At 50.6% G+C, this 21,578-nt stretch carries 25 protein-coding genes and 4 pseudogenes; 25 read left to right on the top strand and 4 right to left on the bottom strand.

The genetic code is table 11. The features are described from left to right. The first annotated feature begins 3 nt into the window (after positions 1-3). From BEG40_RS06995 to ogrK, 25 genes and pseudogenes are all read left to right on the top strand, one after another. Positions 4-285, top strand: coding sequence for a phage holin family protein (locus tag BEG40_RS06995; RefSeq protein ID WP_000123123.1), 282 nt, complete (start codon positions 4-6; stop codon positions 283-285). Next, complete coding sequence (locus BEG40_RS06990; RefSeq protein ID WP_001144101.1) at positions 285-782, top strand: glycoside hydrolase family 24 protein; 498 nt, start codon at positions 285-287, stop codon at positions 780-782. Before BEG40_RS06995 ends, BEG40_RS06990 begins: the two co-directional genes overlap by 1 nt. A 14-nt stretch (positions 783-796) precedes the next feature. After that, positions 797-1,222 carry a DNZ54_00345 family protein gene (locus BEG40_RS06985; protein ID WP_001597982.1) on the top strand — a complete coding sequence of 142 codons (426 nt, stop codon included), beginning with the start codon at positions 797-799 and terminating at the stop codon, positions 1,220-1,222. Then, positions 1,210-1,635: an Rz-like lysis system protein LysB gene (gene lysB / locus BEG40_RS06980; protein WP_089646147.1), complete on the top strand. Its 426-nt coding sequence runs from the start codon at positions 1,210-1,212 to the stop codon at positions 1,633-1,635. Before BEG40_RS06985 ends, lysB begins: the two co-directional genes overlap by 13 nt. Further along, a complete protein-coding gene (lysC, locus tag BEG40_RS22050) occupies positions 1,535-1,780 on the top strand; it encodes an Rz1-like lysis system protein LysC (protein WP_229460413.1) in 246 nt (81 codons plus the stop codon). Before lysB ends, lysC begins: the two co-directional genes overlap by 101 nt. Continuing rightward, on the top strand, positions 1,743-2,210 hold the full coding sequence (locus BEG40_RS06970) for a phage tail protein (RefSeq protein WP_000917189.1): 468 nt from the start codon (positions 1,743-1,745) through the stop codon (positions 2,208-2,210). The genes lysC and BEG40_RS06970 overlap by 38 nt, the downstream gene beginning before the upstream one ends. Then, on the top strand, positions 2,203-2,655 hold the full coding sequence (locus BEG40_RS06965; protein WP_105285131.1) for a phage virion morphogenesis protein: 453 nt from the start codon (positions 2,203-2,205) through the stop codon (positions 2,653-2,655). Before BEG40_RS06970 ends, BEG40_RS06965 begins: the two co-directional genes overlap by 8 nt. 66 nt (positions 2,656-2,721) lie before the next feature. Beyond that, positions 2,722-3,357 carry a phage baseplate assembly protein V gene (locus BEG40_RS06960; protein WP_020233499.1) on the top strand — a complete coding sequence of 212 codons (636 nt, stop codon included), beginning with the start codon at positions 2,722-2,724 and terminating at the stop codon, positions 3,355-3,357. Next, the gene (locus BEG40_RS06955; protein ID WP_000127163.1) at positions 3,354-3,701 is read left to right on the top strand and encodes a GPW/gp25 family protein; all 348 of its coding nucleotides are present in this window, start codon (positions 3,354-3,356) and stop codon (positions 3,699-3,701) included. The genes BEG40_RS06960 and BEG40_RS06955 overlap by 4 nt, the downstream gene beginning before the upstream one ends. Positions 3,702-3,705: 4 nt before the next feature. After that, positions 3,706-4,614: a baseplate assembly protein gene (locus tag BEG40_RS06950; protein WP_001121497.1), complete on the top strand. Its 909-nt coding sequence runs from the start codon at positions 3,706-3,708 to the stop codon at positions 4,612-4,614. After that, positions 4,607-5,137, top strand: coding sequence for a phage tail protein I (locus BEG40_RS06945; RefSeq protein WP_105285130.1), 531 nt, complete (start codon positions 4,607-4,609; stop codon positions 5,135-5,137). The genes BEG40_RS06950 and BEG40_RS06945 overlap by 8 nt, the downstream gene beginning before the upstream one ends. 10 nt (positions 5,138-5,147) lie before the next feature. Next, positions 5,148-5,720, top strand: a pseudogene (locus BEG40_RS22335) (phage tail protein); the annotation flags it as partial. A gap of 1,425 nt (positions 5,721-7,145) precedes the next feature. After that, positions 7,146-7,443 (top strand): annotated as a pseudogene (locus BEG40_RS22330) (phage tail protein); the annotation flags it as partial. Between the two features lie 125 nt (positions 7,444-7,568). After that, positions 7,569-7,766: pseudogene (locus tag BEG40_RS22325) on the top strand (phage tail protein); the annotation flags it as partial. Further along, positions 7,766-8,344: a tail fiber assembly protein gene (locus BEG40_RS06935; protein ID WP_032190069.1), complete on the top strand. Its 579-nt coding sequence runs from the start codon at positions 7,766-7,768 to the stop codon at positions 8,342-8,344. The pseudogene BEG40_RS22325 and the gene BEG40_RS06935, both read left to right, overlap by 1 nt. Before the next feature lie 1,030 nt (positions 8,345-9,374). Next, a complete protein-coding gene (locus BEG40_RS06930; protein ID WP_001531543.1) occupies positions 9,375-10,619 on the top strand; it encodes an AAA family ATPase in 1,245 nt (414 codons plus the stop codon). Beyond that, on the top strand, positions 10,620-11,477 hold the full coding sequence (locus tag BEG40_RS06925) for a DUF4435 domain-containing protein (protein WP_105285128.1): 858 nt from the start codon (positions 10,620-10,622) through the stop codon (positions 11,475-11,477). It begins immediately after the preceding gene. 574 nt (positions 11,478-12,051) lie between these two features. Next, a complete protein-coding gene (locus BEG40_RS06920) occupies positions 12,052-13,242 on the top strand; it encodes a phage tail sheath protein (RefSeq protein WP_001286719.1) in 1,191 nt (396 codons plus the stop codon). Positions 13,243-13,254: 12 nt separating this feature from the next. Further along, positions 13,255-13,773, top strand: a complete 519-nt coding sequence (locus tag BEG40_RS06915; RefSeq protein ID WP_001251412.1) for a phage major tail tube protein — start codon at positions 13,255-13,257, stop codon at positions 13,771-13,773. A gap of 56 nt (positions 13,774-13,829) precedes the next feature. Then, complete coding sequence (locus BEG40_RS06910; protein WP_021547836.1) at positions 13,830-14,105, top strand: phage tail assembly protein; 276 nt, start codon at positions 13,830-13,832, stop codon at positions 14,103-14,105. A 32-nt stretch (positions 14,106-14,137) separates the two neighbouring features. Next, entirely contained in the window at positions 14,138-14,257 is a 120-nt protein-coding gene (locus BEG40_RS06905; protein ID WP_000785970.1) for a GpE family phage tail protein, read from the top strand. Further along, complete coding sequence (locus BEG40_RS06900) at positions 14,250-16,697, top strand: phage tail tape measure protein (RefSeq protein WP_105285127.1); 2,448 nt, start codon at positions 14,250-14,252, stop codon at positions 16,695-16,697. The genes BEG40_RS06905 and BEG40_RS06900 overlap by 8 nt, the downstream gene beginning before the upstream one ends. Positions 16,698-16,711: 14 nt before the next feature. Further along, positions 16,712-17,191, top strand: a complete 480-nt coding sequence (locus tag BEG40_RS06895; protein WP_001565024.1) for a phage tail protein — start codon at positions 16,712-16,714, stop codon at positions 17,189-17,191. Further along, complete coding sequence (locus BEG40_RS06890) at positions 17,191-18,354, top strand: phage late control D family protein (protein ID WP_105285126.1); 1,164 nt, start codon at positions 17,191-17,193, stop codon at positions 18,352-18,354. The genes BEG40_RS06895 and BEG40_RS06890 overlap by 1 nt, the downstream gene beginning before the upstream one ends. A gap of 81 nt (positions 18,355-18,435) precedes the next feature. After that, positions 18,436-18,654, top strand: coding sequence for a prophage transcriptional regulator OgrK (gene ogrK, locus BEG40_RS06885; protein ID WP_000468308.1), 219 nt, complete (start codon positions 18,436-18,438; stop codon positions 18,652-18,654). A gap of 272 nt (positions 18,655-18,926) precedes the next feature. On the opposite strand, the gene trhP is transcribed toward ogrK, so the two are convergent. From trhP to BEG40_RS06865, 4 genes and pseudogenes are all read right to left on the bottom strand, one after another. Then, the gene (gene trhP / locus BEG40_RS06880) at positions 18,927-20,288 is read right to left on the bottom strand and encodes a prephenate-dependent tRNA uridine(34) hydroxylase TrhP (protein ID WP_000476031.1); all 1,362 of its coding nucleotides are present in this window, start codon (positions 20,286-20,288) and stop codon (positions 18,927-18,929) included. A gap of 102 nt (positions 20,289-20,390) precedes the next feature. Then, on the bottom strand, positions 20,391-20,687 hold the full coding sequence (locus tag BEG40_RS06875) for a type II toxin-antitoxin system RelE/ParE family toxin (protein ID WP_021551026.1): 297 nt from the start codon (positions 20,685-20,687) through the stop codon (positions 20,391-20,393). A gap of 1 nt (position 20,688) precedes the next feature. Beyond that, positions 20,689-20,986: pseudogene (locus BEG40_RS06870) on the bottom strand (type II toxin-antitoxin system ParD family antitoxin). A gap of 211 nt (positions 20,987-21,197) precedes the next feature. Further along, a complete protein-coding gene (locus BEG40_RS06865) occupies positions 21,198-21,530 on the bottom strand; it encodes a YegP family protein (RefSeq protein ID WP_000929406.1) in 333 nt (110 codons plus the stop codon). Between the last annotated feature and the right edge of the window lie 48 nt (positions 21,531-21,578).

The following is a 21,578-nucleotide window of genomic DNA, read 5'->3' as shown; positions in this document are numbered from 1 at the left end:
CGCATGACAGCAGAAGAAAAAAGCGTCCTGTCGCTTTTCATGATTGGGGTGCTGATTGTTGTCGGCAAGGTGCTTGCCGGTGGTGAACCCATCACCCCGCGTCTGTTTATCGGGCGCATGTTGCTCGGTGGTTTTGTCTCGATGGTTGCCGGTGTTGTTCTGGTGCAGTTCCCTGACCTGTCACTGCCTGCGGTGTGCGGCATCGGCTCCATGCTGGGTATCGCCGGTTATCAGGTGATTGAGATTGCCATTCAGCGCCGTTTTAAGGGCAGGGGGAAACCGTAATGCCGGTAATTAACACGCATCAGAATATCGCCGCCTTTCTCGACATGCTGGCCGTGTCCGAAGGGACGGCGAATCATCCGCTGACGAAAAACCGGGGCTATGACGTGATAGTCACCGGACTGGACGGGAAGCCGGAAATTTTCACCGACTACAGTGACCACCCGTTCGCGCATGGCCGACCGGCGAAGGTGTTTAACCGTCGCGGTGAAAAATCCACGGCCTCCGGTCGCTATCAGCAGCTTTACCTGTTCTGGCCGCACTACCGCAAACAGCTTGCCCTGCCTGATTTCAGTCCGTTGTCACAGGACAGACTCGCCATTCAGTTGATCCGCGAACGCGGTGCACTGGATGACATCCGGGCGGGACGCATTGAGCGCGCCATTTCACGCTGTCGCAATATCTGGGCGTCCCTGCCGGGTGCCGGTTACGGTCAGCGTGAGCATTCACTGGAAAAACTGGTCACCGTCTGGCGTACCGCTGGCGGCGTACCGGCTTAAACGGAGTAAACACCATGAAGAAATTATCCCTTTCACTGATGCTGAACGTGTCGCTGGCGCTGATGCTGGCACTGTCACTGATTTACCCGCAGAGCGTGGCCGTCAATTTTGTCGCTGCCTGGGCGATTCTGGCGACGGTTATCTGTGTGGTTTCCGGTGGTGTCGGCGTGTATGCCACTGAGTATGTACTGGAACGCTACGGGCGGGAGCTGCCGCCGGAATCGCTGGCCGTGAAGATTGTCACGTCGCTGTTTTTGCAGCCGGTGCCGTGGCGCAGACGGGCGGCGGTTCTGGTAGTGGTGGTGGCGACGTTTAGCTCGCTGGTCGCTACCGGGTGGATTTTTACCGCGCTGATTTATCTCGTGGCATCGGTGTTCTTCCGGCTGATACGTACGGCCTGCCGTCAGCGTTTTGAGGGGCGGGAACCATGTCAAAGCTGATGATTGTGCTGGTTGTGTTGTTATCACTGGCGGTGGCGGGTCTGTTTCTGGTGAAACACAAAAATGCCAGCCTGCGCGCTTCGCTGGACAGGGCAAACAACGTCGCCAGTGAACAGCAGGCGACCATCACCATGCTGAAAAACCAGCTTCATGTTGCACTCACCAGGGCAGACAAAAACGAGCTGGCGCAGGTGGCACTGCGTCAGGAACTGGAAAACGCCGCGAAGCGTGAAGCACAGCGCGAGAAAACCATCACGAGGTTACTGAATGAAAACGAAGATTTTCGCCGCTGGTACGGTGCTGACCTGCCTGATGCTGTGCGCCGGTTGCACCAGCGCCCCGCCTGCACCGACGCCAGTGATTGTCCACAACGCCTGCCCGAAAGTGAGCCTTTGCCCGATGCCGGGCAGTGACCCGCAGACGAACGGCGATTTAAGTGCCGATATCCGGCAGCTTGAGAACGCGCTGGCACGCTGTGCCAGCCAGGTAAAAATGATTAAACACTGTCAGGACGAAAACGATGCTCAAACCCGACAGCCTGCGCAGGGCGCTGACTGATGCCGTCACGGTGCTGAAAACCAGTCCCGAGATGCTGCGGATATTCGTGGATAACGGGAGTATTGCCTCCACACTGGCGACGTCGTTGTCATTCGAAAAGCGTTACACGCTCAATGTGATTGTGACCGACTTTACCGGTGATTTTGACCTGCTCATCGTGCCGGTGCTGGCGTGGCTGCGGGAAAATCAGCCCGACATCATGACCACCGACGAAGGCCAGAAAAAGGGCTTCACGTTTTATGCAGACATCAACAATGACAGCAGCTTTGATATCAGCATCAGCCTGATGCTGACCGAGCGCACGCTGGTCAGTGAGGTGGACGGCGCGCTGCATGTGAAGAATATCCCGGAACCCACGCCGCCGGAGCCGGTCACCCGCCCGATGGAGCTTTATATCAATGGCGAACTGGTGAGCAAGTGGGATGAATGAGTTTAAGCGTTTTGAAGACCGGCTGACCGGACTTATTGAGTCGCTGTCACCGTCAGGGCGTCGGCGGCTGAGTGCAGAGCTGGCGAAGCGTCTGCGGCAGAGTCAGCAGCGTCGGGTGATGGCACAGAAAGCCCCGGACGGCACACCCTACGCGCCACGCCAGCAGCAGAGCGCCAGAAAAAAGACCGGTCGTGTTAAGCGAAAAATGTTTGCGAAACTTATCACCAGTCGTTTTTTGCATATCCGCGCCAGCCCGGAACGGGCATCAATGGAATTTTACGGCGGGAAGTCGCCGAAAATCGCCAGTGTGCATCAGTTCGGTCTGTCGGAAGAAACCCGGAAAGACGGTAAGAAAATTGATTATCCGGCGCGTCCTCTGCTCGGCTTTACCGGTGAGGATGTGCAGATGATTGAAGAGATTATTCTGGCTCACCTCGACCGTTAGTTGTGCCATTCCTGACACCTCATCGTCACATTGCCGCCGGTATGACCCGGCGGCATCCTTCCCGTTATGAACACTCTCGCAAATATTCAGGAACTCGCGCGCGCACTGCGCAACATGATTCGCACCGGCATTATCGTCGAAACCGACCTTAACGCCGGTCGCTGCCGCGTGCAGACCGGCGGCATGTGCACCGACTGGCTTCAGTGGCTGACCCATCGCGCAGGACGTTCGCGCACATGGTGGGCACCTTCCGTGGGGGAGCAGGTGCTGATTCTGGCCGTGGGCGGTGAACTCGACACGGCGTTCGTTCTGCCGGGGATTTATTCCGGCGATAACCCTCCGCCGTCTGCGTCGGCGGATGCCCTGCATATCCGTTTCCCTGACGGGGCGGTGATTGAGTATGAACCCGAAACCAGTGCTCTGACGGTAAGCGGAATTAAAACGGCCAGCGTGACGGCTTCTGATTCTGTTACTGCCACGGTGCCGGTGGTCATGGTGAAAGCATCAACCCGCGTCACCCTGGACACACCGGAGGTGGTCTGCACCAACAGGCTGATTACCGGCACGCTGGAAGTGCAGAAGGGCGGGACGATGCGCGGCAACATTGAACATACCGGTGGTGAACTCTCATCAAACGGGAAGGTACTGCATACCCATAAACACCCCGGCGACAGCGGCGGCACAACCGGGAGTCCTCTATGACAGCGCGTTATCTCGGAATGAATCGCAGTGATGGCCTGACTGTCACTGACCTTGAGCATATCAGCCAGAGTATCGGCGATATCCTGCGCACACCGGTCGGCTCACGGGTGATGCGTCGTGATTACGGCTCGTTGCTGGCGTCAATGATTGACCAGCCGCAGACCCCGGCGCTTGAGTTGCAGATTAAGGTCGCCTGTTACATGGCGGTACTGAAATGGGAACCCCGCGTCACCCTGTCATCTGTCACCACGGCGCGCAGTTTTGACGGGCGAATGACGGTCACGTTAACCGGCCAGCACAACGACACCGGCCAGCCACTTTCGTTAACCATCCCTGTGAGTTGAAACCATGCCGATTATCGACCTGAACCAGCTACCCGCACCGGATGTGGTCGAGGAGCTGGACTTTGAAACCATTCTCGCCGAACGCAAGGCGACACTGATTTCCCTTTACCCGGAAGACCAGCAGGAGGCGGTCGCCCGTACCCTGACACTGGAATCTGAGCCTCTCGTCAAACTGCTGGAGGAAAATGCTTATCGCGAGCTTATCTGGCGTCAGCGTGTGAATGAGGCCGCACGGGCGGTGATGCTGGCCTGTGCCGCCGGTAATGACCTTGATGTGATTGGTGCCAATTACAACACCACGCGCCTGACTATCACCCCGGCAGATGATTCGACCATTCCGCCGACACCGGCAGTGATGGAATCTGACACCGATTATCGTCTGCGTATTCAGCAGGCTTTTGAGGGCTTAAGCGTCGCCGGGTCAGTGGGAGCCTATCAGTATCATGGTCGCAGTGCTGACGGGCGTGTCGCGGATATTTCTGTCACCAGTCCGTCTCCTGCCTGTGTCACCATCTCTGTGCTGTCACGTGAAAATAACGGCGTCGCATCCGAAGACCTGCTGGCTGTGGTGCGTAACGCCCTTAATGGCGAGGACGTCAGGCCGGTGGCCGACCGCGTGACCGTGCAGTCTGCCGCCATCGTTGAATACCAGATAAACGCCACGCTTTACCTTTACCCTGGTCCCGAAAGCGAACCCATCCGCGCTGCTGCCGTGAAAAAACTGGAAGCGTACATCACGGCACAGCACCGGCTGGGGCGCGACATCCGTCTGTCTGCCATTTATGCCGCTTTGCATGTGGAAGGCGTGCAGCGTGTCGAGCTGGCCGCACCACTGGCCGACATTGTGCTCAACAGTACGCAGGCGTCTTTCTGTACCGAATACCGCGTCGTGACCGGAGGCTCGGATGAGTGATTCGCGCCTGCTGCCGACCGGCTCATCACCGCTTGAAGTTGCCGCTGCAAAAGCCTGTGCGGAAATTGAAAAAACGCCGGTCAGTATTCGTGAGCTGTGGAACCCGGACACCTGTCCGGCAAATCTGCTGCCGTGGCTGGCGTGGGCGTTTTCGGTCGACAGGTGGGATGAAAAGTGGCCGGAAGCGACAAAACGCGCCGTTATCCGCGATGCCTGTTTCATCCACTGTCATAAAGGCACTGTCGGCGCAATCCGGCGTGTGGTGGAGCCGCTCGGCTATCTCATCAATGTGACGGAGTGGTGGGAAAACAATGACCCGCCCGGCACCTTCCGGCTCGATATTGGTGTACTGGAAAGCGGCATCACAGAGGAAATGTATCTGGAAATGGAGCGACTGATTGCTGATGCCAAACCCGCAAGCCGTCACCTTATTGGTCTGAACATTACCCAGGACATTCCCGGCTACCTGTATACAGGCGGTGTGGTCTGTGATGGTGATGTTATTACTGTTTATCCCGGATAAGTGAGAAACAATGAGCACGAAATTTAAAACCGTTATCACTACTGCCGGAGCCGCAAAGCTGGCAGCCGCCACTGTCCCCGGCGGGAAAAAAGTAAACCTGTCTGCAATGGCCGTGGGTGACGGTAATGGCAAATTGCCGGTGCCGGATGCCGGTCAGACGAAACTGATGCATGAGGTCTGGCGTCACGCTCTGAATAAAGTCAGCGTGGATAACAAGAATAAAAACTATATCGTGGCTGAACTGGTTGTACCGCCAGAAGTGGGAGGCTTCTGGATGCGTGAACTTGGTCTGTATGACGATGCCGGAACACTGATTGCGGTCGCTAACATGGCAGAAAGCTATAAGCCTGAACTGGCTGAAGGCTCCGGGCGTGCGCAGACCTGCCGCATGGTTATTATTCTCAGCAACGTGGCGTCCGTTGAACTGAGTATTGATGCCAGCACGGTGATGGCGACGCAGGATTATGTCGATGACAAAATCGCAGAGCATGAGCAGTCCCGCCGCCATCCTGACGCCACGCTGACAGAAAAAGGTTTTACTCAGTTAAGCAGTGCAACAAACAGCACCAGTGAGTCATTGGCGGCAACGCCAAAAGCGGTCAAGGCAGCAAATGACAACGCAAATTCACGTCTGGCGAAAAATCAGAACGGTGCAGATATCCAGGATAAATCAGCTTTTCTGGACAATGTTGGCGTTACCAGCCTGACGTTTATGAAAAACAATGGCGAAATGCCGGTTGATGCCGACCTGAATACATTTGGTCCCGTTAAGGCTTATCTGGGGATCTGGTCTAAAGCTACCTCAACTAACGCAACACTGGAGAAAAATTTCCCGGAAGATAATGCTGTCGGTGTGCTTGAGGTTTTTGCTGCCGGCAATTTTGCAGGTACTCAACGCTTTACCACGAGAGACGGCAATGTATACATGCGTAAACTCGCCAATAAGTGGAATGGCACTGATGGTCCGTGGGGCGTATGGCGTCACACTCAATCTGCTACCCGCCCTTTGAGTACGACTATAGACCTGAATACGCTTGGAGCCGCCGAACATCTTGGTTTATGGCGTAACAGTAGCTCGGCTATAGCTTCATATGAACGCAATTATCCAGAGGAAGGCGGCTTTGCTCAGGGGACGCTTGAGATCCTCGAAGGCGGGAATTATGGAAGAACGCAACGTTATACCACTCGCCGTGGAAATATGTATGTCCGCTGCCTTGCGGCAAGCTGGGATGCATCAAATCCGCAGTGGGAACCGTGGTTAAGAGTCGGTCATCAGTCAGAGAGTCGTTATTACGACGGGGATTTGAATGATGTGACTTCACCAGGTATTTACAGCGTTACAGGTAAAGCGACCAACGGTCCAATACTGGACGGAAACGGCGTGACAGTCCTCGGTATTCTGGAAGTGTTGAGGCGCTTTGATGGTGTTAACGTATGGCAGCGTTATACAACTGCCGGAACAGGTGCAACCCTTAAAGGTCGCACGTTTGAGCGCGTCTATACCGGCAGCTCGTGGAGCGAATGGCGGGAAGTCTACACCTCGTATTCACTTCCCCTGAATCTGGGTATCGGCGGTGCAGTGGCAAAGCTCACCAGCCTGGACTGGCAGACCCACGACTTTGTGCCGGGCAGTCTGATAACCGTTCGGCTTGATAACATGACCAACATTCCCGACGGTATGGACTGGGGCGTCATTGATGGCAACCTGATAAACATCGCAGTTGGTCCGAGTGATGATTCCGGTACGGGGCGCTCAATGCATGTATGGCGCAGCACTGTAAGTAAAGCGAATTACCGCTTTTTTATGGTGCGTATTTCAGGAAATCCGGGAAGCCGCACGATCACGACAAGACGTGTGCCAATTATCGACGAAGCTCAGACATGGGCGGCGAAACAAACCTTCAGCGCCGGTATTTCAGGCGAACTGTCCGGCAATGCGGCTACAGCTACAAAGCTGAAAACGCCAAGGACAATTAACGGCGTAAAATTTGACGGCTCGGCAAATATTGAAGCGTTTCCGCCAGGTGTTCCGCTGCCGTGGCCATCAGATATACCACCTGCAGGCTATGCGATCATGCAGGGGCAGACGTTTGATAAGGCTGCATATCCGAAACTGGCTATTGCCTATCCTTCTGGTGTTATTCCTGATATGCGCGGCTGGACAATCAAGGGCAAACCCGCCAGTGGGCGTGCCGTATTGTCACAGGAACAGGACGGGATTAAATCGCATACTCACAGCGCCAGTGCGTCAAATACGGACTTAGGAACGAAAACGACCAGTTCATTTGATTACGGGACAAAAACAGTCAGTACGTTTAACCACGGCACAAAATCAACCAATACTTCTGGCAATCATACACATACCGTCGGTTTTGCTGTGAGCGTGCAATCAGGCGGTGCAGATTATGGTGTTCCGCGAAGTGATAAAGGTGCTACGACTACAAGTTCATCAGGCAATCATGCACATACAGTCGACATTGGAGCACATAACCATACTGTTGGTATTGGTGCACATTCACACACTGTTGCTATTGGCTCACACGGGCATTCCATTACCGTAAATGCTACTGGTAATACCGAAAACACCGTCAAAAACATCGCATTTAACTATATTGTGAGGCTTGCATAATGGCTTTCAGAATGAGTGCAGAAGCACAAACTATCCGCGTTTTCAATTTACTTGATGGAACCAATGAGTTTATTGGCGAAAGTGATGCATATATTCCGCCGTATACTGGCCTGCCTGCAAACAGTACAGATATTGCACCACCTGATATTCCTGCTGGTTATGCAGCCGTTTTCAATGCAGATGAAATGAAATGGGAGTTGATGGAAGATCATCGCGGAAAGACTGTCTACGAAACGAAAACGGGAGCAGCCATTTATATTTCTGAACTTGGCGCATTACCTCCAGACGTGACAGCCATTTCCCCGGAGGGGGATTATCAGAAATGGAACGGAAATGCGTGGGTGAATGATGAGAATGCAGAGCGTGATGCGCTTGTCAGAGCGGCGGAGTCTCAGAAGAAAGAGCAGATTGCATATGCAGGTGAAATCATTGCCACGCTGCAGGATGCTGTCGATTTAGATATGGCTACCGAGGAAGAAAAGTTAAGCCTGACACACTGGAAAAAATACCGTGTGTTACTGAATCGCGTTCAGCCGGAAGATGCTCCGGATATAGAATGGCCGGAAATGCCGCAATAAATTGTATTAGATCTGGTGTGAGATTACTCATCTATGGCACAGAGTAAAAACTAATCTGACAGTCCGCTCTGTGCCAAGAGTAGACGTCGCCAAGATCATTATTCATTCCTTGATGAGGCACAGAGCGACCAGACTTGCATGAACAGTACAGTCCATCATCATCGGTTTTTAATTTCAGACTATTCGCTGCATTGTAGGCCAAATCTGATGAAGGTTTATGCGATGCAGAACGACATTTTCGACGCAATTTGCGCCGGTATTACAGGTACAGAGAACGTCGTTGAGAGGGTGTTGTAGGTGAATCGGGAGCGGTGAATGAATTGGACTCAATGTGGAAAAAGTACGATATTTGTCATATATAGACTGGTAAAACGCCATTCAAGGGAATGGACTAACTACGTTAGCGATGAAAAACTTTAAATGTGTGATAGACAAGCAGGCATGGCTAATCAGTCAAGTAGTGCAAAGTCGTCTTAACGGAAACAGCTTCACGACGTGCTTAGTACTTGATGTTAAGGCTCCCGTATGTGGTATATGAGAGCATGAAGATACGCGGATGAATATTTTATATCTATTTGTTTTGTTTAGATTTAATAGGTATAATGCACGTATGGAAAATGTTCAAAGGTGATTGTTATGTTTCACTGTCATAAATGCTATCACATCGATCATGTTGTACGAGTCACTATTTTTCGGACATGACCAAAGGGCTGTTTAGTACTATCACCAGTGTGCAAATATTCACTAACGATCGTTTCAGTGTTTCTCCACACAGTAGCTCCCGACATGTTCAGTTCTGCAAAGAGAGAACTAAATGGGCGTAATATTATTCACTATAAATTTAAAAGAGGTATTTCCAAACTATTAGGGCAAGAAATTATTTGCAAAAACCAGGAGTTTATTAATTTTAATCACGGATTTAGCATTGATGTTGGGGCATATGTTTGAAATGCAACGCATGACAATGATATATTGCATTTCATATGCGCCATGTAATAAATGGTTATAATTCATCGTCTGCGAGGTTGATATGAAATTGATACATTTAAAAGTAAAAAAACTATTTGGTCTCCTTGATTATGAAATTCCCTTGGATAACAATGAAATTACTATGCTTACTGGTCCAAATGGATATGGTAAGACAATGATTCTTAAAATCATCAATAGTATTCTTACAAATGAATTAAATGCTCTCTGTAAACTTAATTTTGATTTTATTAAAATTGATTTTCAAGGTGGCTCTGTTTCAATTACTCATGACACCAATAAAGATGGTTTAATATTGAATCATCTGGATAATAGCTCAGGAAACAGAACGGAAGAAAGACTCAAGTTACAGACAGATGAATCTATTATGGAAGAATTATTTTATGTAAGCTTGCATAGGGGGGATGTTAAACCAAAACAAAAATTACGAACTGATAAACCATTATCTTCGGATGTGTTAAGTCATATTACATCGAAAGAAGACGTATCTTTTATATGTGCAGATCGATTACAAGTCAAAGCTGTTGATGAAACAGTCATTGACTTATGTGCTAGAAAATTAAAATATTTAATGAAAAATGCACAAGATGATTCCGCTGCATTATCACAAAAATTAGACGCTACATTTCCTATTCGATTATTTGAGCGTTTAGAGCAATCAAAACGATTTTCATCAGAAAATATTCAAGATCGCTTAAATGGTATTCAAGATAAACGTCGACATTATATGCGTTATGGCCTTATTCAGGCTGATAACGAGCTAATGCCTCAAAAAAGCACAAGTTTTTATAGTAGCAATGAATATCTAAGTGTGTTGGATCTATATATTGAAGATGCCCTTGGAAAATTGTCACCGTTTCAGACATTACATCAAAAAATTGATTTATTTGAATCAATTTTGAAAGAAAAGGTTTTAGCTTTTAAAAAAGTGATGATTGATAGAGATAACGGATTTTATTTCAAAAGTCACAATGGCGATGTTATTGATCGTAATTTGCTTTCATCAGGTGAACAGAACCAAATAGTTCTTCTTTTTAATTTGATTTTCGATTTTGTTTCACAAAAAGTAATTCTTATAGACGAGCCAGAAATATCATTACATGTCGCCTGGCAACAAACTTTCTTGGATTCTCTCAAAAAAATACAAAAGATTAACAAGTATGAAAAGGTCATTATTGCTACTCATTCACCACAAGTAATTAGTAAGAATTGGGAATTAACATACGATCTATATGAAATGATTAGAAATAGAAATGAAAGCCAACAGCTTTCAGAAGGAAACGAGTAAATGATGTCATTACGCAATGCTGTTCGCGAAGATGATTGGTTGAGTAGTATGATGCTTTTATTCAGAAATGAAATGTATCAACGTTGTATATTGATTGTGGTTGAGGGCATTTCAGATATCCGATTTTTCAATGCATATCGGCTTGATAATAGAATCATTTATGAATCACCTGAAAATGGAAAACGTGAAGTAATATTGGCTGTTAGTCAATTACGTCGTGCAGGTAATAATGCTGTGTATGGTGTATGTGACGCGGACTTTGATGAGTTAAGCGGAATAAATCACGAGGGGATTTTTTATACTGATGCTCATGACCTTGAAATGATGTTAGTAAAAGGTGGTGCGGTTGATAAATTCATTATGTCACATACAGATAGAAAATTAATTCAAGGGGAATTGGCCGATATATTCTGTCAGGATGTAAAGATGAACATCCTTTGTGCATGCTATAAAATCGGACTTCTCAAATGGTACAATTATCTTACACATAGCAATCTTAATTTCAAAGGAATGAATTACAGGAATTTTGTAAGTATTAACAGGACAGATGTTGTAGTTGATGAAACCAAATATATAAATCATGTGCTTAGCAGGAGTCGTACTGATAAGGATTTTAATGCGAAAAATTTATATAATGAAATACGTAAATTAGAATTAATGTCGCCAGATCATTTTTCTATATGCAATGGTCATGACTTTACATGTATATTAAAAATGATGTATGAAACTGATATATCTGTAAATAAGAACATGCGTCTGGATGAGATAGATAGTTATATGCGTATGAGTTACGATCATCATACATTTAGAACCACAAAATTACATAAGCGTCTGAATCAATTGTTAATTTTACATTAAGGCTAAAACTAACACCTATTGCGGTTTATGGAAGAACAAGCCTTGATGAGAGTAGTGCTATCTCCGGATTAGCACTACAGGGGCGGTGATGTATAACAGCTTCTACCTGCTGGTACAGATTACCGCAGTGGAAATATACATAGCTGTTGCAGTACCGCCCCAGTACAGATTACCACCTCATCTGCAAATTCTAGGCAATGAATATCTTTTGGCTCCCCGTGAGCCGATATAAGTCTTATTGTGCAGAAACCATACTTCCTAGAGCCCTTCGGCAGTAGATAGTTTTGTACTATTTACTACTCAAGATGTTAAGTGGCAGAAAAGTTGAAAATTGAGATGATTTATTATGTATCTCAATACCTGTTTTTCGCTCAAAGCAGACTGTCAGATTTGACAGAGTTTTGGTTACGTAATTTGTCAGTTGGAAACTGAGAGAGTACAAATCAAGGCAGGCGGGCTGATTGCTCGCCTTTTCTTTATCTGTTGTTTCATCCACTGACCAGCCAGGTCAAATAGCGTCTCATGCTCTGCACAACAGAAAATAGTTGCACCCATTAACCACGGAGTTAAACGGATGAGTGACTATCATCACGGCGTGCAGGTGCTGGAGATTAACGACGGCACCCGCGTCATTTCCACTGTATCCACTGCCATTGTCGGCATGGTCTGCACGGCCAGCGATGCGGATGCGGAAACCTTCCCCCTCAATAAACCTGTGCTGATTACCAATGTGCAGAGCGCAATTGCAAAGGCCGGTAAAAAAGGCACGCTGGCGGCGTCGCTGCAGGCCATCGCTGACCAGTCAAAACCGGTCACCGTTGTCGTGCGTGTGGAAGACGGCACCGGCGACGACGAAGAAACGAAACTCGCGCAGACCGTTTCCAATATTATCGGCACCACTGACGAAAACGGTCAGTATACCGGACTGAAAGCCCTGCTGGCGGCAGAGTCGGTAACCGGTGTTAAACCGCGTATTCTCGGTGTGCCGGGACTGGACACCAAAGAGGTGGCTGTTGCACTGGCATCAGTCTGCCAGAAGCTGCGCGCTTTCGGGTATATCAGCGCATGGGGCTGTAAAACCATTTCCGAGGTGAAAGCCTACCGCCAGAATTTCAGCCAGCGTGAGCTGATGGTCATCTGGCCGGATTTCCTCGCATGGGATACGGTCACCAGTACCACCGCCACCGCGTATGCCACCGCCCGTGCACTGGGGCTGCGTGCCAAAATCGACCAGGAGCAGGGCTGGCATAAAACGCTGTCCAACGTCGGGGTAAACGGTGTTACCGGCATCAGCGCATCTGTATTCTGGGATTTGCAGGAGTCCGGCACCGATGCTGACCTGCTTAACGAGTCAGGCGTCACTACGCTGATTCGCCGCGACGGTTTCCGATTCTGGGGTAACCGTACCTGCTCTGATGACCCGCTGTTCCTCTTTGAAAACTACACCCGCACCGCGCAGGTGATGGCCGACACGATGGCTGAGGCGCACATGTGGGCGGTGGACAAGCCCATCACCGCAACGCTGATTCGCGACATCGTTGACGGCATCAATGCCAAATTCCGTGAGCTGAAAACAAACGGCTATATCGTGGATGCGACCTGCTGGTTCAGCGAAGAATCCAACGATGCGGAAACCCTCAAGGCCGGAAAACTGTATATCGACTACGACTATACACCGGTGCCTCCTCTTGAAAACCTGACCCTGCGCCAGCGTATTACCGATAAATACCTGGCAAATCTGGTCACCTCGGTTAACAGCAATTAAGGAGCCTGACCGATGGCAATGCCGCGCAAACTCAAGTTAATGAACGTCTTTCTGAACGGCTACAGCTATCAGGGCGTCGCGAAGTCCGTCACGCTACCAAAACTGACCCGTAAGCTCGAAAACTATCGCGGTGCGGGGATGAACGGCAGCGCACCGGTAGACCTCGGCCTTGATGACGATGCGCTGTCAATGGAGTGGTCGCTCGGTGGCTTCCCGGATTCGGTTATCTGGGAGCTTTACGCCGCAACCGGTGTGGATTCCGTACCGATTCGTTTTGCAGGCTCTTACCAGCGCGACGATACCGGCGAAACGGTGGCCGTCGAGGTGGTCATGCGTGGACGTCAGAAAGAAATCGACACCGGCGAGGGTAAACAGGGAGAAGACACCGAGTCGAAAATCTCCGTGGTCTGCACCTATTTCCGGCTGACGATGGACGGTAAGGAGCTGGTCGAAATCGACACCATCAACATGATTGAGAAGGTGAACGGCGTCGACCGGCTGGAGCAACACCGCCGCAATATCGGCCTGTAATTTTCATCCGGTCAGTCAGGCTGACCGGTTAACCCCGATTCAGAAGTGAGAAAACCATGAACAAAGAAAATGTCATTATCCTGGACAATCCGGTTAAACGTGGTGAGCAGGTTATCGAACAGGTCACGCTGATGAAACCCAATGCCGGGACGCTGCGCGGTGTCAGTCTGGCTGCGGTCGCAAACTCCGAAGTCGATGCACTGATTAAGGTGCTGCCGCGCATGACGGCACCGATGCTGACCGAGCAGGAAGTCGCCGCGCTGGAACTGCCTGACCTTGTGGCGCTGGCCGGTAAGGTGGTCGGTTTTTTGTCGCCGAACTCGGTGCAGTAACGTTCCCGAAAAATCTGTCGGTCGATGACCTGATGGCGGATGTGGCAGTGATATTTCACTGGCCGCCATCAGAACTGTATCCCATGAGCCTGACCGAACTCATCACATGGCGCGAAAAGGCGCTCCGGCGAAGCGGAAACACGAATGAGTAACAATGTAAAATTACAGGTATTGCTCAGGGCTGTTGACCAGGCATCCCGCCCGTTTAAATCCATCCGCACAGCGAGCAAGTCGCTGTCGGGGGATATCCGGGAAACACAAAAATCACTGCGCGAGCTGAACGGTCACGCATCCCGTATTGAGGGATTTCGCAAGACCAGCGCACAGCTCGCCGTGACTGGTCATGCACTTGAAAAGGCACGGCAGGAGGCCGAAGCCCTTGCCACACAGTTTAAAAACACTGAACGTCCGACCCGTGCTCAGGCGAAAGTGCTGGAATCCGCAAAGCGTGCGGCGGAGGACTTACAGGCGAAATATAACCGCCTGACAGATTCCATTAAACGCCAGCAGCGGGAACTGGCCGCTGTGGGAATTAATACCCGCAATCTTGCACATGATGAGCAGGGACTGAAAAACCGTATCAGTGAAACCACCGCACAGCTTAACCGTCAGCGTGACGCGCTGGCGCGTGTCAGTGCACAACAGGCAAAACTTAACGCAGTAAAACAGCGTTATCAGGCCGGAAAGGAACTGGCCGGAAATATGGCCTCAGTGGGCGCTGCCGGTGTGGGGATTGCTGCTGCGGGAACGATGGCCGGAGTTAAGTTGCTGATGCCCGGTTATGAGTTTGCGCAGAAAAACTCAGAATTGCAGGCTGTGCTCGGTGTGGCAAAAGACTCCGCCGAAATGGCTGCACTACGCAAGCAGGCGCGCCAGCTCGGCGACAATACCGCAGCCTCGGCAGATGATGCAGCCGGTGCGCAGATTATTATTGCGAAAGCCGGTGGGGATGTTGATGCCATTCAGGCGGCAACGCCGGTCACGCTGAATATGGCGCTGGCGAACCGTCGCACGATGGAAGAAAACGCCGCCCTGCTGATGGGGATGAAATCCGCCTTTCAGCTTTCAAACGATAAGGTCGCTCATATCGGGGATGTTCTCTCCATGACGATGAACAAAACCGCCGCCGATTTTGATGGCATGAGCGATGCGCTGACCTATGCCGCACCTGTGGCAAAAAATGCTGGTGTCAGCATTGAAGAAACCGCCGCAATGGTCGGGGCGCTGCATGATGCAAAAATTACCGGTTCAATGGCGGGGACGGGAAGCCGTGCCGTGTTAAGCCGCCTGCAGGCACCGACGGGAAAAGCATGGGATGCACTGAAAGAGCTTGGCGTGAAAACCTCAGACAGTAAAGGGAATACTCGACCAGTATTTACCATTCTGAAAGAAATGCAGGCCAGTTTTGAGAAAAACCGGCTCGGTACTGCCCAGCAGGCTGAATACATTAAAACTATTTTCGGGGAGGAGGCCAGCTCAGCCGCCGCCGTGCTGATGACTGCCGCCTCAACTGGAAAGCTGGACAAACTGACCGCTGCGTTTAAAGCCTCAGACGGGAAGACCGCCGAGCTGGTAAATATCATGCAGGACAACCTCGGCGGTGACTTTAAGGAGTTTCAGTCCGCTTATGAGGCGGTGGGGACTGACCTGTTTGACCAGCAGGAAGGCGCACTGCGTAAGCTCACGCAGACGGCCACAAAGTATGTGTTAAAACTCGACGGCTGGATACAGAAAAACAAATCACTGGCGTCAACCATCGGCATCATTGTCGGTGGTGCACTGGCGCTGATTGGTGTCATCGGTGCCATTGGCCTCGTAGCCTGGCCGGTTATCACCGGCATCAATGCCATCATCGCGGCAGCAGGCGCAATGGGAGCAATCTTCACGACGGTTGGCAGTGCTGTTATGACGGCCATCGGGGCGATTAGCTGGCCGGTTGTGGCCGTGGTGGCCGCCATTGTCGCCGGGGCGTTACTTATCCGTAAATACTGGGAGCCTGTCAGCGCATTCTTTGGCGGTGTGGTTGAAGGGCTGAAAGCGGCATTTGCGCCGGTGGGGGAACTGTTCACGCCACTTAAGCCGGTGTTTGACTGGCTGGGCGAAAAGTTACAGGCCGCGTGGCAGTGGTTTAAAAACCTGATTGCCCCGGTCAAAGCCACCCGGGACACCCTGAACCGTTGCCGTGATACGGGCGTCATGTTCGGGCAGGCACTGGCTGACGCGTTGATGCTGCCGCTTAATGCGTTCAACAAACTGCGCAGCGGTATTGACTGGGTACTGGAAAAACTCGGTGTTATCAACAAAGAGTCAGGCACGCTTGACCAGACCGCCGCCAGAACTCATGCCGCCACGTATGGCACCGGTGGTTATATTCCGGCGACCAGCTCTTATGCAGGCTATCAGGCTTATCAGCCGGTTACGGCACCGGCTGGCCGCTCTTATGTGGACCAGAGTAAAAACGAATATCACATCAGTCTGACGGGCGGTACTGCGCCGGGGACTCAGCTCGACCGCCAGTTACAGGATGCGCTCGAAAAATACGAGCGGGATAAACGTGCGCGCGCCCGTGCCAGCATGATGCATGACGGTTAAGGAGGTGACGAAAAATGATGCTCGCGTTAGGTATGTTTGTTTTTATGCGCCAGACGCTGCCACACCAGACCATGCAGCGTGAATCAGATTATCGCTGGCCGTCAAATTCCCGTATCGGTAAACGGGATGCCTTTCAGTTTCTCGGTGTGGGCGAGGAAAACATCACGCTTGCCGGTGTGCTTTATCCCGAACTGACCGGCGGCAAGCTGACGATGACCACGCTCAGACTGATGGCAGAGGAAGGCCGGGCGTGGCCGTTGCTGGATGGCACCGGCATGATTTACGGTATGTATGTCATCAGCAAGGTGAGTGAAACAGGGAGTATTTTCTTTGCAGACGGCACACCCCGGAAAATTGATTTTACGCTGTCGCTCACCCGCGTTGATGAATCACTGGCCGCGCTTTATGGCGATATCGGTAAACAGGCGGAGTCGCTCATCGGTAAGGCCGGCAGTCTGGCGACCAGATTCACAGGTATGATGGGGGCGGGATAATGCTGGATGCGCTGACATTTGATGCAGGCAGTACGCTGACGCCGGATTACATGCTGATGCTCGACAGCAGGGATATTACCGGCAATATCAGCGACCGTCTGATGAGCATGACTCTGACGGATAACCGGGGCTTTGAAGCTGACCAGCTTGATATTGAACTGAACGATGCCGACGGGCAGGTCGGGCTGCCGGTTCGTGGCGCTGTCCTGACGGTGTATATCGGCTGGAAAGGTTTTGCCCTGGTATGCAAAGGGAAATTTACCGTTGATGAGGTTGAACACCGGGGCGCGCCGGATGTGGTCACCATCCGCGCCCGGAGTGCAGATTTCCGCGGGACGCTCAATTCCCGCCGGGAAGGCTCCTGGCATGACACCACGCTCGGTGCGATTGTTGAGGCGATAGCCTCCCGTAACAGGCTGGAAGCCAGTGTCGCTCCGTCACTGGCCGGAATTAAAATCCCGCACATCGACCAGTCGCAGGAGTCCGATGCGAAATTCCTGACCCGTCTTGCTGAACGCAACGGCGGTGAGGTGTCGGTAAAAATGGGAAAACTGTTGTTTCTCAAAGCGGGGCAGGGGGTGACGGCCAGCGGTAAAAAAATCCCGCAGATTACCATCACCCGCAGCGACGGCGACCGTCATCATTTTGCGATTGCTGACCGTGGAGCCTATACCGGCGTAACGGCAAAGTGGCTTCACACCAAAGACCCGAAGCCGCAAAAGCAGAAGGTAAAACTGAAACGCAAAAAGAAAGAGAAACACCTGCGCGCACTGGAGCACCCGAAAGCGAAACCGGTCACGCAGAAGAAAGCACCAAAAGTACCGGAAGCGCGCGAAGGTGAATACATGGCCGGTGAGGCTGACAACGTTTTTGCCCTGACCACGGTATATGCCACGAAAGCGCAGGCAATGCGCGCCGCTCAGGCGAAGTGGGACAAACTGCAACGGGGCGTTGCGGAGTTCTCCATCAGCCTTGCCACTGGTCGGGCTGATATTTACACGGAAACGCCGGTCAGAGTGTCAGGCTTTAAGCGCGTCATAGACGAGCAGGACTGGACAATCACTAAGGTGACACATTTTCTGAATAATGGCGGCTTCACGACGTCCCTGGAGCTTGAGGTCAGGCTTTCTGATGTGGAGTACGAAACAGAAGATGATGAGTGATGTTTTTATTTTATCTATTTGTTTTATAAGGATAAATTAACTAAAATGGCACCATCAACAAAACCGGAAGAGGTGCTCGCGATGTTTCATTGTCCTTTATGCCAGCATGCCGCACATGCGCGTACAAGCCGCTATATCACTGACACGACAAAAGAGCGTTATCACCAGTGTCAGAACGTGAATTGCAGTGCCACGTTCATCACTTATGAGTCGGTACAGCGATACATCGTGAAGCCGGGAGAAGTCCACGCCGTAAGACCGCACCCGTTGCCGTCAGGGCAGCAAATTATGTGGATGTAATTACAAACAGGAAGCCCCTCAGTCGAGGGGCTTTTTTGTCGATGTGGTCAATGTGTGGACGTGACCAGAAATAAATCCTTTTATTTCATTGTATTACGCGTAAAAAATAAGCCCGTGTAAGGGAGATTACACAGGCTAAGGAGGTGGTTCCTGGTACAGCTAGCATTTTATGGGTTATGTTTTTCAGCGAAACGGATGATAACCTTAATAAATGCAGCTGTATGTGATCGGTTTCTAAGAATTTTCCATCCGGGAAAAATAATCGAAATTAATCACTTACCGTGCGGGTTACGCGTGGTTTCACCAGAGAAATTACGCATCAGCAGTGCGTAATTGAGCTCAAGATCCTGCGGAACCGGGAGCCACACGGTATAACCATCGCCAGGCGCAACCGGCATCGCTTCACCTTTGGCGTTTTCCATATGCTCAAGGGTAAAGTTGATGTTGCCCTGTGGCGTCATCAGTTCAAGGCTGTCGCCAACGGAGAACTTATTTTTCACCGCTACCGCCGCGAGCTCACCTTTGCGTTCACCGGTAAACTCACCAACAAACTGCTGGCGGTCAGAAACGGAATAACCGTATTCGTAGTTCTGATAATCGTCGTGAGTATGGCGACGCAGGAAACCTTCGGTGTAACCGCGATGCGCCAGACCTTCCAGAGTTTCCAGCAGGCTGGTATCGAACGGTTTGCCCGCAGCGGCGTCATCGATAGCTTTACGATAAACCTGCGCGGTGCGTGCGCAATAATAGAAAGATTTGGTACGGCCTTCGATTTTCAGCGAATGCACACCCATTTTAGTCAGGCGTTCAACATGGGCGATGGCACGCAGATCTTTCGAGTTCATGATGTAAGTGCCGTGTTCATCTTCAAACGCGGTCATATATTCGCCCGGACGCTGGGCTTCTTCAATCATAAACACTTTGTCAGTTGGCGCTCCGATACCCAGCGTCGGTTCGACGTTTTGCACCGGAATCGGCTCGTATTTGTGTACGATGTTGCCGACGTCATCTTCTTTGCCTTCCTGGACGTTGTACTCCCAGCGGCAGGCGTTGGTGCAGGTGCCCTGGTTCGGGTCACGTTTGTTGATGTAGCCAGAGAGCAGGCAGCGACCGGAGTAGGCCATGCATAATGCGCCGTGAACGAAAATTTCGAGTTCCATATCCGGCACCTGATTGCGGATCTCTTCAATCTCTTCCAGCGACAGTTCGCGGGAGAGGATCACGCGAGTCAGGCCCATTTGCTGCCAGAATTTTACCGTCGCCCAGTTTACGGCGTTGGCCTGCACCGAAAGGTGGATCGGCATTTCAGGGAAGTGCTCACGCACCAGCATAATCAGCCCCGGATCGGACATAATCAGCGCATCCGGCCCCATTTCCACTACCGGTTTCAGGTCACGGATAAAGGTTTTCAGCTTAGCGTTATGCGGCGCAATGTTGACCACGACATAAAACTTTTTCCCCAGCGCATGGGCTTCATTGATGCCGAGCTGAAGATTTTCGTGGTTGAATTCGTTGTTGCGCACACGCAGGGAGTAACGCGGCTGACCCGCATAAACAGCATCTGCGCCATAAGCGAAAGCGTAACGCATATTTTTCAGCGTTCCCGCCGGGGAAAGGAGTTCCGGTTTAAACATAATTCTCTCGTTCTGATGACAGGTCAGATCCGCTCCACCTGATGAAGCGGTTAGGGGAGTGCCCCCACTTTAAGGGCGGGCATTGTAGCGCAATCGGCGGGTTTAGCTCCAGTGCAAATGTCTGGTAGCGTCCTGGTTTTGGTTAAGGATGCGAATGACGATAATTTCCCCTGGTGATTGCAGGAAATAAATGAGGTGGCGTTCAAAAGGAAGAACAAAAATGCCTTCGCCTAATTCAGGTCTGGGAGTACCAATATTATTGTTACTCAGAATCTGGAGAACGTCTGAAAGATGTTCAACATATTTGTCGGCTTGTGGTTCGCCGAAATGGTGATAACTGTAATACCAGATGCCTTCTAAATCCTCGTTGGCTTTTGGCATGAGCTTAATAATACGCACATTATTTCCTTATCCCTGCTTTCACCTTCCGTAAAAACGCATCCTTTTCCCACGGCTGAGCTTCACCACTATTCAACCCTTCTGCAAGCATGTCACGTAACGCTTGCAGGCGAGACTCTGCTTGTTTTTCTCGAAGTAAGCGCAGTGACTCACGGATCACTTCGCTTTGGGTGCGATAGTCGCCGGATTCAATCAAGGACTCGATAAATTCGCGCAACTCATCGCCGAGATCAACCGTCATCGTTCTGGCCATGTTTATGCTCTCTTGTAAGTAAAAATCTTACGTCAGTGTATGTCATAAACCGGATAGCGTCACGAAAAGTATTAGAAGATATTTTGCTATATGAACATGTTCAGGAGGATAAGGATGGGGAGTTTTAAACAAAGAGAGCAGAATGAGTGCTTGCCTATGCCTACTATTTTAATGGCGCAGATTAATCTTAATCATCAATAAATAAGTGTTTATTGGAAATAAAGCCGGACGCAACTGAGTTACGCCCGGCTTAACTATTAAGTATTGTCTTTCACCTTCTGACTTGCGCCATTGGTTTTTACAGAAGCAATTCCGACTTCGCGTGATTGAGCGGTGGCATACATCTGGCTGGAACCGATTATCTGATGATTGCCAGCTTTCAGATTGAAATAAAATTTGCCGTTGCTCGCTGTTTTTTTCTCATAGCGTTCGTCCTGCGGGCTGTTGCTTTGCACCGAGGCAATGCCCTTTTCCGCAGCGGCTTTTGAGGTATACAGTTCGCTGGTGAGAATGATCTCACCATTGCCCGCTTTTAGCACAAACCGGAACTGATTTTCACTGCTCTTATTGAGTTCAAACCAACCAGCCATAATGACTCCTTGATTGAAATTGCGTATCGAAAACAGTATGTAACGATT

Origin of the sequence: Escherichia sp. MOD1-EC5495 (assembly GCF_002965965.1) — a bacterium.
In the GTDB taxonomy this organism is placed as follows: Bacteria; Pseudomonadota; Gammaproteobacteria; order Enterobacterales; family Enterobacteriaceae; genus Escherichia; species Escherichia ruysiae.
The sequence above is the reverse complement of the archived record's forward strand: the minus strand, read 5'-3'. Positions and strand labels throughout refer to the sequence as shown.